At 54.7% G+C, this 11470-nt stretch carries 11 protein-coding genes; 6 read left to right on the plus strand and 5 right to left on the minus strand.

Annotation, left to right across the window (positions count from 1 at the left end):
- Positions 1 to 38: 38 nt before the first annotated feature.
- Positions 39 to 917: a LysR substrate-binding domain-containing protein gene (locus ACR0MS_RS13465; protein ID WP_480573645.1), complete on the minus strand. Its 879-nt coding sequence runs from the start codon at positions 915 to 917 to the stop codon at positions 39 to 41.
- A 118-nt stretch (positions 918 to 1035) separates the two neighbouring features.
- On the opposite strand from ACR0MS_RS13465, the gene ACR0MS_RS13470 reads away from it, so the two are divergent.
- Both ACR0MS_RS13470 and ACR0MS_RS13475 read left to right on the plus strand, forming a co-directional pair.
- Positions 1036 to 1785: an SDR family oxidoreductase gene (locus ACR0MS_RS13470; protein WP_480573648.1), complete on the plus strand. Its 750-nt coding sequence runs from the start codon at positions 1036 to 1038 to the stop codon at positions 1783 to 1785.
- 17 nt (positions 1786 to 1802) lie between these two features.
- Complete coding sequence (locus ACR0MS_RS13475; protein ID WP_480573651.1) at positions 1803 to 2210, plus strand: ectoine synthase; 408 nt, start codon at positions 1803 to 1805, stop codon at positions 2208 to 2210.
- Positions 2211 to 2358: 148 nt separating this feature from the next.
- Here ACR0MS_RS13475 and ACR0MS_RS13480 read toward each other — a convergent pair whose 3' ends face one another.
- Entirely contained in the window at positions 2359 to 2487 is a 129-nt protein-coding gene (locus ACR0MS_RS13480; RefSeq protein WP_480573654.1) for a hypothetical protein, read from the minus strand.
- 14 nt (positions 2488 to 2501) lie between these two features.
- Here ACR0MS_RS13480 and ACR0MS_RS13485 point away from each other — a divergent pair, with 14 nt between their 5' ends.
- The 3 genes from ACR0MS_RS13485 (at position 2502) to ACR0MS_RS13495 (ending at position 5108) form a co-directional block, all read left to right on the plus strand.
- On the plus strand, positions 2502 to 3647 hold the full coding sequence (locus ACR0MS_RS13485; RefSeq protein ID WP_480573657.1) for an adenylate/guanylate cyclase domain-containing protein: 1146 nt from the start codon (positions 2502 to 2504) through the stop codon (positions 3645 to 3647).
- 150 nt (positions 3648 to 3797) lie between these two features.
- Positions 3798 to 4175 (plus strand): SnoaL-like domain-containing protein, encoded by a 378-nt coding sequence (locus tag ACR0MS_RS13490; RefSeq protein WP_480573660.1) that lies wholly within the window; start codon positions 3798 to 3800, stop codon positions 4173 to 4175.
- 87 nt (positions 4176 to 4262) lie between these two features.
- The gene (locus ACR0MS_RS13495; RefSeq protein ID WP_480573663.1) at positions 4263 to 5108 is read left to right on the plus strand and encodes a universal stress protein; all 846 of its coding nucleotides are present in this window, start codon (positions 4263 to 4265) and stop codon (positions 5106 to 5108) included.
- 265 nt (positions 5109 to 5373) lie between these two features.
- Here ACR0MS_RS13495 and ACR0MS_RS13500 read toward each other — a convergent pair whose 3' ends face one another.
- Positions 5374 to 6678, minus strand: coding sequence for a ferredoxin reductase family protein (locus ACR0MS_RS13500; RefSeq protein WP_480573665.1), 1305 nt, complete (start codon positions 6676 to 6678; stop codon positions 5374 to 5376).
- Between the two features lie 316 nt (positions 6679 to 6994).
- Here ACR0MS_RS13500 and ACR0MS_RS13505 point away from each other — a divergent pair, with 316 nt between their 5' ends.
- The gene (locus ACR0MS_RS13505) at positions 6995 to 8584 is read left to right on the plus strand and encodes a trypsin-like peptidase domain-containing protein (RefSeq protein ID WP_480573668.1); all 1590 of its coding nucleotides are present in this window, start codon (positions 6995 to 6997) and stop codon (positions 8582 to 8584) included.
- A gap of 3 nt (positions 8585 to 8587) precedes the next feature.
- On the opposite strand, the gene ACR0MS_RS13510 is transcribed toward ACR0MS_RS13505, so the two are convergent.
- Positions 8588 to 10204 (minus strand): MFS transporter, encoded by a 1617-nt coding sequence (locus tag ACR0MS_RS13510; protein ID WP_480573671.1) that lies wholly within the window; start codon positions 10202 to 10204, stop codon positions 8588 to 8590.
- Positions 10205 to 10248: 44 nt separating this feature from the next.
- Positions 10249 to 11469 carry an APC family permease gene (locus tag ACR0MS_RS13515; protein ID WP_480573674.1) on the minus strand — a complete coding sequence of 407 codons (1221 nt, stop codon included), beginning with the start codon at positions 11467 to 11469 and terminating at the stop codon, positions 10249 to 10251.
- Position 11470 lies beyond the last annotated feature (1 nt).

The raw sequence follows: 11470 nt of genomic DNA on the forward strand, positions 1-11470 counted from the left end.
TTTGTCTCACTGCTGACTTGGGGAAAAGTGTCAAAAGCTCAGATCGACATCAGCCATTTCTTGAAAATTCTTATCGCGACCCGGTTCTGATCACCGGGGCGACAGACGAAATACAGCCCTCGGTCCAATGGGGCACTGCTGTCATCAAGGCGGATCAGACGACCAAGGTCCAGATCTCTGGCGGCCAGAAGATGCCTTGCCAGTGCTACGCCCTGTCCGTCAATCGCGGCCTCCAACAAGACGGCGCTGTCGACATATTTGATGCTTTGCGACTTGATCCGCTCGGCGCTCAGCCCAACCTGCGCAGCCCAGCTTTCCCAGCCAACATTGAACGCATCGTGCAAAAGCGGGAGGTCTGCCACGTCCTCGGCCCGCATCGGTTTCCGAGTATTCTCAACAAGGGATGGCGCGGCCACAACTATGAGTTCTTCTTGTCTTATTTGCTCATGATATAGCCCATCCCAACCGGGCTTGCCAAAACGCAGGGCAATATCGACTTCCGACCTGTCGAAATCCGCATAGGCGTCATTCGTATCCAGCAGCAAGGCGATACCCGGATGTTCCCGCTGAAACGAACTGAGCCGCGGGACAAGCCATTTGAGCGCCAGCGATGTGGACAAGGACACAGTAATCGACTGGCGGTGATGAAGTCGCTTTACCTCTGACACACCCAGCTGCAATGCGGAAAACGCGCCGCGCGTCGATTGGTACAGACGCTCACCGGCTTTGGTGAGTTCGACCCCATTGGGACGTCGATGAAAAAGCGTCACGCCAAGATGCAGTTCCAGCAGCTTGATTTGTCGGCTGATCGCACCGTGAGTGACATTCAGCACATCCGCTGCCCGGGTCAGGCTGGAGTGGGTTGCAGTTTCATCAAAAGCTTGGAGGGCGCGGAGATGTCTGAGGTTACTCGTCATGTGAGAAAAGGTAACACCACTGCCCGAAAAACTCGATAGCTTAGGCGCGTTCCCCGCAACTAGACTGTCTTCAAATGAGAAAATCTCACACGCCACTTGTCTGAAGAAAGGAAAAGTCATGCCCGAGGTTAAGGTCGCACTGATGACAGGAACGGGACAAGGCATCGGTCGGGGCTGCGCCATTGAAATGGCAAAGGCCGGCTACAAGGTTTCGTTGATGTCCCCGTCCAACCGTTCGGTCGAACTGGCGGAAGAGCTTGGCGGTATTGGGCGCCGGGGGTCCGTTCTGGATGTCGATGATCTGCAAGCGATGATTGACGACACCCTGAGCAAGTACGGACGGATTGATGCGATCGTCAGCAATATGGGTCATGGCGGGACGGTGCCTGAAGCCATCAAAACCGTCGGATTCGACCCGGATTTTGACGGGCCGTTATTGGAGCTCAGCGACGCGTTGTGGCACGAAAGTCTGGACATGTATGTGTTGAACGTCGTCAAGATTGCCCGCATCGTCACGCCCATTCTGATCGAGCAAGGCGGCGGTGCTTTCGTCAATATCTCATCCATGAACGCGGTCGAGCCACGTGCGCCCTATCCCATGAGCATGCTGCGCGGTGCATTGCACAGTTTCTCGAAGCTTTATGGTGATCGTTACGCGCGGCACAACATCCGTATGAACAACCTGCTGCCCGGATTTTGCGAGAACGTGAACCTGTCGGATCGGGCCCGTCGGGAAATCCCCGCCCAGCGGCCTGCTACTTTTGAGGAAATCGGGCAGGCTTGCGTCTTTCTTGCCAGTGACGCCGCGCGGTATATCAATGGTCAGAGTATACTGTCCGACGGCGGAATGAACCGCGCGGTGCGATAGCAAAAAGGCGGTGAAAGATGATTGTTAAGACGCTCGCAGATATTCTTGAGACAGATCGGGACGTCTCTGGTCCGGGGTGGAGCAGCAGAAGGTTGCTGCTTGCCTCTGACGGATTGGGGTTTTCATTGACGGACACGATCGTCAAAAAAGGCGCCGCGCTAGAACTTGAATACAAACATCATTTTGAAGCGTGCTATTGTATCGAAGGCAGGGGGCAGATCAGGGCGTCTGCCGATGACACCTGGCATACCCTCGAGCCATTCACGCTGTATGCGTTGGATCAACATGACCGGCACGTGGTGCGTGCGACTGACACGGACCTACGCCTTGTCTGCGTATTCAACCCGCCGCTTAGTGGACAAGAAGTGCATCGTGAGGACGGAAGCTATGCGCCCTTGAACCCAGAGGAAAGTGGCGAGGTCTGAACAAGCCAACCAGGTATGCGACACCCCGGTGTAGCGAGCCTGTTAGACGGGTTCAGGACCGCAGTTGAGCGAAGAAAATGATCCGCGAATAAATCAAATGACTCGATCAAAGAGTTGTAAAAGACTGATGATTGAGGAGAACGCTATGTCAGATGTCTTCGATCGCATGTCGGATTGGTTGCAAAAGCTGGCCTTCTTTGACGGTGACGTTGGCGGTTTGGTTGAGCATCTGAGCCATCGGTTGGTGGATGGCGGGTGCCCGTTGCGCGGGTTTCATTGGGCCGTCTTGTCATGCATCCCGTCATTGGCCTGCTTGATGCGACCTGGGACGCGACCAGCGACCGCATCGACTGGACTGTTATGCCTCGGGGCTCGGTGACGGATGACATGTTCGACAAAGCTCCGTTTGGTGAAAACACGAAGCTCACGGAAAAGCTGGCCAAGAAATTCACGCAGACCGATGTTTGGGACATGGTTGACAGCTTGGATGGGGAACTGGAACTGATGCCGTCAATTCATGCGGACCTGACCGATCCGGCGACCCGGGAAAAATACCCTATTTACCAAAAGCTCGCGGCTTCAGGCATCACCGATTACCTTGTTTTCTCCGCTCCGTTTGGAACGCGCACTATAAGTTTTGACAGTGGATCGGAATGGCTGCTTGGTGTCTCGGTATCTTTCGCGACGAAGAAGCGGTCTGGCTTTTCCGACCGTGAGATTAATGGCCTCAGACGACTGTCTACGCCCCTGTTTGCCACGACCCGGGTTTTCTCAGAGCAGTTTCTGGCCGCTGAATTGATGGAAGCTTACTTGGGCCGGATATCCGGTCGCTCGGTATTGAACGGTCAGGTTTCGCGTGGCGATGTGCGGGAAATTGATTGCGCGCTTTTGTACAGCGACATGCATGGCTCTACCGCGCTTAGTCAACGCTTGTCGTCGGAAAGCTACGTGGCGGCAGTCAACCGGTACTTTGATTGCGTGGCCGGGGCGGTTCATGATCACGGTGGAGAGGTCCTGAAATTTGTAGGCGACGGTTTGCTGGCGATATTTCCGTTCGACGGTCGCCGGAGATTGCCCGAAGACATGTGCGAAGCGGCCTTGTCTGCCGCGCGGGAAGCATTTCAGAGGCGGGAAGACGTACCGCCTGAGGATCAATTTGACTTTGGCATTGGCCTGCACATGGGCGCGGCCGTTTACGGCAATGTTGGCACCGAAAGACGGCTGGATTTCACGGTGACCGGCACATCTGTTGCAAAGGTCAGCAGGCTGGAAGGCCTGACACGGTCGCTCAATGCGCCGCTGCTAGCGACGGGTGAGTTTGTGGACCTTGTCTCTGAAAAGCCCGACACGCTGGGGGAACAGACGTTGCGCGGTTTCGATCAGGACGTCGACGTCTTTTCGTTCCAGCTTACTCCGGAACATCTGGGCGCAAGATAGTTGGCGTTCACCCGAAGGCTCGGACGTAAGTCCGCGCGTGCGGGTATGCCAGCGGATCGTCCTTGGCGCATTGGCCATTTGCTTTTTGATCCGTGTCAAGATTGGCACGGATAAGAAGTGGTACTGTCAATGACAACATGGGGGAAGCTTATGGAAGACTTGATTGAAATTGGAAGATCATTCGTTCGGTCTATGCAGGAGCGCAAGGGCCTCGCGAGCATTGATGAAATCTATGCCGAAAACGCGCAGTCGATAGAGGCGGTTGTGCCTCCGGTCCGGCAATTCCGCGTTACAAAGGGCCGAGAAGCCATCAAGGGAAAAAGAGAGGATTGGGCGGCGTCGCACGAAATTCAGGAGCTCGACGTGGATGGTCCATACGTCCACCCACCCAACCGCTTTGGTGTGCGTTTCAGGGCCGAAGTGATTCAGAAGGCAACCGGTGAGCGTATGACTTTGCGAGAGATCGCCGTGTATTCGGTGGCAGACGGCAAGATTGTTCTGGAAGAGTTCTTCATGCTGCCGAAGTAAAGGCACGAACGGGAACCTTGCCTCTGTGATGATTGACATAGCGCGCTCGACCCTTGCGCGCTGTGAGGTTTGGGACGGAGGTCAGGGATGCAAGGCAAAACCTCAGCATATTTTGTAGCGGTCGAAACTGACGACGCGCCCATTTTGGAATGTGCGGACGCTGTCCGTTCCCAGAACGGGCATTTGACCTGCATTTTAGCCTCCGCTTTACCCAAATTGCCCTATCTGAAGTATGGATCAAACCGGTTTGTCGAGGCAGGTCTTCCTTCAAACTGGCTGGATGTTTTGAAGGCAAAAAATGCCACGCTAAGGACGCGCGCCGCTGAGGTTGAAACGCATTTGGCCCAGCAGGGCATATCGGCCAATGTAGTCGCCTTTATGGGGTCCGGAGCCGAGTTGCAGCATATTGTAGCCCGCCAAGCCTCCAGTTCGGATGTCGCCTTTTTAGATGCTGAACTAAGAAATGACCCCGATTTGTTTCACCAGATCGCATGCGGAGTGTTGTTCCATTCGCCCGTCCCCCTGATGATCAACGGAAATCCGTTTGCACAACACGACTGCATTTTTTTGGCGTGGAATGACAGCTTGCCTGCGTCGAGGGCCGCGCATTTGGCTTTACCCTTTTTCCTCGGCGCTAAGGAGGTTGTGATTGGGAGTTTTGATCTGCCGTTGCCTGATGGTGTTGATGGTCAAGTCCCCGGAACTGACATTGCTGGGTGGCTCAATCATCACGGGTGCAACGTGACCGTCTCGCAATTTCCGTGCGGCGGCCGTTTGATTGAACACTGCATTCAAGATCACGCAACAGAATTGGGGGCCAGCCTTGTTGTGATGGGCGCTTATGGGCATTCCTATTTACGTGAGTCAGTTTTTGGTGGAACCACGCAAGCAATGTTGGAACAGACTGGCGTGCCAGTGCTTTTCGGGCACTGATGAAGTGAACCAGCGACCGTAATTTGGCCGGTAGCCATGGTTCTTAACGGGTAAAAATAAACTCAGAACATCCAATTTGTTAGGTTTTCGCCTGAGAGGAGTGCTGGTTTGCCCAGCCGTTGATCATCATTTGCGAAGCGAGCAAAGGGTTGTTGGCCTGTGTTGCTACCTTAAGGAAAAGACTACGACAGCGATGATAATTGCGAAGCTGACGCCCCACACGGCGCGTTTCACCTTTTGGCGTGTGGGCAGGGTCCTGATCGGGTTAATCATAGTCAAACCTTTCAGACAAAATCCGGTTTGACGCTGTCCCGCGCGCGATGAGGTGGTCTTCGACGGTGTCCATCATGGCAGGAGGGCCACAGAGAACAAACAGCCAGTGTTCAAACTGTTCAGAAGACAAATTGCGGTCCAAAAGGGGGCCGTCGATCAATCCTGTTTCTCCGCGCCAATCCTTTGGCGGTTCGGACAAAACAAATACCGCGTCTTCTTGGGACAACTCTTGCCGATATGCAATCTGCTCTTCCACCCTGTTTCCGTAGATAAGCTTGAGATCTAGCTGTTTCCCGGTCGAGTTTACATGGCGCACTATGCTCAGCATCGGCGCGATCCCGACACCACCTGCGACCAGAACGATGCCTTTCTCAGGACGGTTGTTGATCGACAGGTTTCCGTAGGGGGCGTCCAGATAGGCTGGTGTTTGTACAGCGATCTGCCCCAGGCTGCGTGTGAAATCCCCAAGCTCTTTTATGACGAATGACACTTCGCGGCCGTCCGCGGGTGCTGAACTTATCGAGAATGGGTTCTCGTTTAAAGAGAACGCACTGTGGCCGACATTGAGCCATGCAAACTGGCCAGCTTCGAAAGCCAGCCCCGAATGACCATCGGGCCTAAGGCGCAATTCCCATTGCCTGGGTGTGAGGCGAGACACGGAAGTGACCCGCCATGGCCTTTTGCGCTGGCGCATTGGGCGAATGAGATAAACATACAGTAGGGTTCCGACGGCAACGCCGGTCATGGCAAACCAGAAATACGTCAACAACGGATGACTGCCATATCGTCCGGCATAGACGGTATGGTGCAACAACAGGTTGGCAAGCACCAAGGCCCCCAATCCGTGCAAGAGGCGCCATGTTTCATATTTGTATTCAAGGGATTTGCGGGCAATCGCCGAGGCGACCAGAATGACGAGCAAAAAATATGCGCCGATACCTGACACCAACGCAGAAAAGTCGGTCGTAACCGTTAGGTGGTGCGTTGTATCCCACGGGCGGCGTCCGCCAGAAGGTGTGCTTTGGTACAAAAGCGGGTGAACCAATGCAAAGCCCAGTGCCGTCCGCGCCATCAATTGATGCACCCGCATGGTCACATCCATACCTAATCCCGAAGAGATGAACCTGAACCGTCCGGACAGAAGAAACTCCACGAGGATTATTGAATAGGCAAGCATTCCAAGCCCGGACGCGAGCTCTTGATGAAATGATCGCGGCGGCCAGCCAAGGGACCAGGAAAACCCCAGTGGAGCCAAAACCAGCAAAACGTAGATCAGCACTAAATACGGCCATTTCATACGGTTTTGCTCCGCTGTGATGCAGGTCTGACACCTAAGCTCATTTAGGGTAAACGCTAGGCTGACCCGGAAATCCGATCAAGACTCCTGACATTGGTCAATCTTGCGGTGCGAAATGGAGACGAAGAAGGTTGCGCATGATGAAACGGGCGATCTTCGGTCGGCTTTCTGAGCGTCGCGGTCAAGTGGGACCATTGATCTAGTTGGAGATTGCAAGAGGCTGCGTGGATTGGATCAATTGCTCACGCGTGGGTGACGGTGAGTTTGGTGTCGCCGTATGTTAGAATGCCCCATCGTGTAAGGACAGGGGACCAAAATGCGACATCCGGGCGAGAATGAGATCGCGCCCTCAGGTCATGGTGACAAAGGCGAGGTGCGGGCTTTCCTGGAAAGCCTGACGGGACCGTCACGCGGCAACGTGAATTGGCTTGTCGACACTGCTCTGACTGTCTCTGTCGGTGAAAGCAGGGGGTTGAGCCTAAGACCGAAAGACGATTTGCCCCCTCACGATAACGACATTGCCTTTCTTCAATGGACTGAAGACGGATACGCGATAACCGCGTCATCGGGGCGTAATATATGGGTGAATGGGCAGAAAATCTCGTCAGGGTCGCTTGCTCATGGTGACATGATCGAGTTCGGCGAAAAGGGCCCGATGTCTCGATACAGGTTATGCGATCACTCGTTTCCTGCGCGTCATACAGTCGAAGATATCCTGAGTGACGCATTTGCTTACACCCGGACAAGTCGCCGACCGTTCGCAAGGAAAATGTCGGGTGCGCTGCGGGATAGTGGGCGGCGGCTTGCGTCTCAGACCACAGTTCTTTTCAGGATCACGGTTCTTGCGATGCTATTTGCGATCGCGGGGTTTGGATACCTGCTTTATCAAAGCGACAAGCGTTTGGCCGACAGTATCGAACAGGAATCCCGCAAGATCGAAGCAGTCGCGGTAATGCTTGCGCAGACGCGAGAAGATGCGCTTTCGCCAGACGATCTGGCTTCGCTGCGTGATGCATTCGAAAACCAGGTTCTGTCGACCGAGCAACGTCTTGGAACCCTCGAACAGCGGGCGGGGGCGCCCACGCGCGTCATTGCGGCATCCACTCGATCCGTTGCTTTCCTTCAAGGGGCTTATGGATTGCGCCACGTTCAAAGCGGGAAGCTGTTGCGGCACATGCTGGGGCCGAACGGAGAAAACCTGAAAACGCCGTTTGGCCAACCTTGGATCGAACCTGACGGGACAGGCGACCCTGCCGAATTTCAGTTCACCGGAACCGGGTTTCTGATTGAAGGGGTTCCGTTAATGGCAACCAACCGCCATGTCGCATTGCCGTGGACCTCGGGGGACCAAGAAAAAGCGTTGAACGACGCGGGTCTTGAACCGGAAATGTTACGGCTTTTGGCCTATTTGCCGGATCAGACAGAGCCGATAGAGGCGCATTTGGATCGGTTCAGTGAAACGGCAGACTTGGCGATTTTGGCCGTGGATCCAAGCCGCGTTCAGGGCCTTGGAATACCATTGGCGGCGACCACGTCGCGCGTCGGTGAAGAGCTGTACCTGCTGGGTTACCCCACGGGTTTGAAAGCTTTGATCGCGCAGGCGGGTCCAGGCTTTTTGGAAACGCTCGAGCAAGATGGAACTCTGAACTTCTGGTCCATTGCGTCACGGCTTTCAGCGCAAAGCAAGATCCATCCGCTTGCCAGCCGAGGGATCGTCGCGCGGACCAGCACGGGTGCCATTGTCTATGATGCCGAAACCACAACGGGTGGAAGCGGAGGACCTGCCTTAAATCGACGGGGTGAGGTGGTTGCCATTAATGCCGCGATCCTGCCCGAGTTCGGTGGTTCCAACATTGGGGTTCCAGTTGCACATCTCATAGCTTTGCTGAGAGAGACAGAAAGCTAATGACTACTCGCGCGTACGGAAGCGCGATTTTTGAACTATGAAAACTGTCACAAGCGGAGCGATCACCGAAATCAGGGCCACTGAAATCAGTAAGTATCCGAGTTGGCTATAGTCTGCGGTAGACGTAACGATACCGCTCTCCGGGTTGGTGACGGCGCGTGTGACGACGTATGTTTGGTTGAGGTACTTGGTGCTGAGGCTGCTGGCTGACAAGGCCATGTTGGAAAACGATGCCATCACCGCAAAGAAGGTTGCTTTCAACTGAACTGGGGCATTACGCGCAATCCAGGCCAGCATCGGAACCATGGCAATCTGGCCGAGTGGAGATTCAACAGCGGTATCGAGAATGGCAATGAACCTAGCGTCGACAACTCCGCCGGTATGCGCCGCTGTCCATTCATGCACGCCGTAATAGAGGGCAAGGTTGGGCAGGGCGAGCACGCCCGCAGCGAGCGTCAGCAAGACGACCACCTGCGCAATAGAGCGATTGGCCATAAATGGCCGAAGAACGATCAATCCAAGCAACGCCAGCAGCGACGTTAGCAAAGCCAGGATTGCAAGAAACTGTTCGTCGAACCCCAGTTCGTCGATTTCGAACCAGGTCAGACCAGGCCCCGGTAGAGGCACAGCGCGAAATACAAAAATGATTATTGCGGTTCCGACCAGCGCTTTGGCTTGTGCCGGTTCCAACTCCTTCAGCAGACGAGACATGAGGTAAAGGATCACCGTAAGTGAAACCGCAAAGACGGTCTCTTGCGCAAACGCGAAATCCGCCGTTCCCAGAACAATGCTGAGCACGACGAAGGCGAGGCCACCAAGTAAGATGGACCATTTGACCTCGGTGATGTCATCCGGCTTGAACGGAAGGTGCCCGCGCCGAACACGCTGGCGCTGAATTATTCCGTGAAGAACGACACCGCTGACGGACAAAACGGGAATGGCCAGAGCTGTCAGGTAAACCTGGCCATAAAGCGCGAGACGATCGGGTTTTTGCAGGTCCTCGGTTCCCGAAAAAATCCAGATGTTTACAGCCGCAACCGCTGCGAACCCGGAAATGATCGAGACCCTGCCCAAGGTTTGCATTGTCGTGTGCTGAGCGCGGGTTTCTTCAGGTGTAAAGGCGAGGCCGTTTTGATTGACCTTGGGAACAGCCTCGACTGTCATGGCATCCGCAACAACATCCTGAATGGCATAGCCCGAAGGTGCCAAAAGCAGAGCGAAAACATACCAGTCTTCCAGCGGCATAACGGACGCCATCTGCGCAGGCGCGGTCACAAGCCCATACATGGTGGCCAAAGACAACGTGATCAGGGACGCGCCAAATAGGATCAGCAGGGATTTCCAGCGCCAAAACAGGTCGACGATATGACCAAGCGGCATTTTTAGAATCCAAGGGATGCCAGTCCAAAACGCCAGACCCGCAACGAAAGAGGCGGATAAGTCGAGGTAATCTTTCAGGAAAAATGCGCCGACCACCGACGTCAGGCCGGATACCCCGGCCGCGAAATACACCATCAACGGCGGCAGGTAGGACCACTGCAACTGCTGAGCCAGATCAACAAAGGTTCTATGCCACCAGGCCCAGAGCTTTGATCGCAAGGAGATTTGGTCAGTCGTCATGTGTCATAGTAGGTCCGTTTGGGCCTTTGGTTCGTTACTTTTACTTAGAGAAATCCAGCTCCGAAAAGCAATCCGCTGGTGATCACACCTAGGATTGGCACGAAAAGAGGCACGCGGAAATGCTTGGCAGAATTGTCCGGTTTCAACTTCAGCAGGATCAGCGAGGTGTTGACCAGCACAAAGACGCCCAGAACGATCTGCGACGTGCGTTCTGCCAATATTCCAATCGGAAGTGTTTGTGTCAGCAACACGATGATCGCCACGACCAGTAGGGTCGCGACCACTGGCGTCTGTGTTGCCTTGGGCACTATGGCCAGAACTTTCGGCAGGTGGTCCCGGTCGGCCAGCCCATAGATCACCCGTGAGGCCATGATCATCTGGATCAGTACGCCATTGACGGTTGCCACGATTGCGACTGCGGAAAACCCATTTTGGATCATCTCGGGCGCAGTTGAAAATACCAGCGCGAGCGTAGCCGCGGATGTCGACAGCTTTTCGATCGGCACCACAAGCAGAACCGTCATTGAAGTCCCGAGATACAAAACAGTCGCCAGAACAAGCGTGAGTAAAATCGCTTTTGGGATGGTGCGAACAGGGTCTTTCACTTCTTCGGCCACATTTGCCATGTCCTCGAAACCCACGAAGGCAAAGAAGGCGAGAAGAGAGGCTGCGAAGATTCCTCTCCATGCGTCGATCTCAAGGGGAGGGCGCATCGAGCTAAGCGGGTATCCTTGCGGGTCCTGGATCGACATGCCCCAGCCAATCACAAAGAGAAGACCCGCGATCTCGATAATCGTAATGACGGCCGCAACAAAGACCGACTCGGTGATCCCCCAAAGCGCGATGGTACCCATGATCAACACAACACTGATGGTCAAAAGAGGGGCCGCCAAACCGGTCAAAGCGTGCAGATACGATGCTGCGCCAATTGCAACGGCAGATGCGGAGATAACACCCGAAGCTGCGACAGCAAGGCCGACCAAAACGGCCATCCAGTTTTTTTGGAAGCCCGCTTCAACATAGGCGGCTTCACCGGCGCTGACGGGGAACCGTGTTGCAAGTTCCGCGTATGAAAGTGCCGTTAATGACACCACTGACGCAGCCACAACAAATGAAAACGCCGCAAACGGACCGGCAAGGTCCGCTGTTGCGCCGACCAAAACGTAAATTCCGGCTCCGACTGTTACACCAAGCCCATAAAGCGTGAGCAACGGAGTCGTAAGGGCCCGTCGGAGTTTTTGTTCTGGTGGATCAATCGTGTTCATA

This window comes from Ruegeria sp. CJ2 (assembly GCF_056536745.1).

Excerpts from the sequence above, each read along its gene's own strand:
- ACR0MS_RS13510 (WP_480573671.1), bottom strand. The coding sequence starts at position 10,204 with ATGACGACTGACCAAATCTCCTTGCGATCAAAGCTCTGGGCCTGGTGG.
- ACR0MS_RS13495 (WP_480573663.1), top strand. The coding sequence starts at position 4,263 with ATGCAAGGCAAAACCTCAGCATATTTTGTAGCGGTCGAAACTGACGAC.
- ACR0MS_RS13490 (WP_480573660.1), top strand. The coding sequence starts at position 3,798 with ATGGAAGACTTGATTGAAATTGGAAGATCATTCGTTCGGTCTATGCAG.
- ACR0MS_RS13465 (WP_480573645.1), bottom strand. The coding sequence starts at position 917 with ATGACGAGTAACCTCAGACATCTCCGCGCCCTCCAAGCTTTTGATGAA.
- ACR0MS_RS13500 (WP_480573665.1), bottom strand. The coding sequence starts at position 6,678 with ATGAAATGGCCGTATTTAGTGCTGATCTACGTTTTGCTGGTTTTGGCT.
- ACR0MS_RS13480 (WP_480573654.1), bottom strand. The coding sequence starts at position 2,487 with ATGAAACCCGCGCAACGGGCACCCGCCATCCACCAACCGATGGCTCAG.
- ACR0MS_RS13515 (WP_480573674.1), bottom strand. The coding sequence starts at position 11,469 with ATGAACACGATTGATCCACCAGAACAAAAACTCCGACGGGCCCTTACG.
- ACR0MS_RS13475 (WP_480573651.1), top strand. The coding sequence starts at position 1,803 with ATGATTGTTAAGACGCTCGCAGATATTCTTGAGACAGATCGGGACGTC.
- ACR0MS_RS13505 (WP_480573668.1), top strand. The coding sequence starts at position 6,995 with ATGCGACATCCGGGCGAGAATGAGATCGCGCCCTCAGGTCATGGTGAC.
- ACR0MS_RS13485 (WP_480573657.1), top strand. The coding sequence starts at position 2,502 with ATGCATCCCGTCATTGGCCTGCTTGATGCGACCTGGGACGCGACCAGC.
- ACR0MS_RS13470 (WP_480573648.1), top strand. The coding sequence starts at position 1,036 with ATGCCCGAGGTTAAGGTCGCACTGATGACAGGAACGGGACAAGGCATC.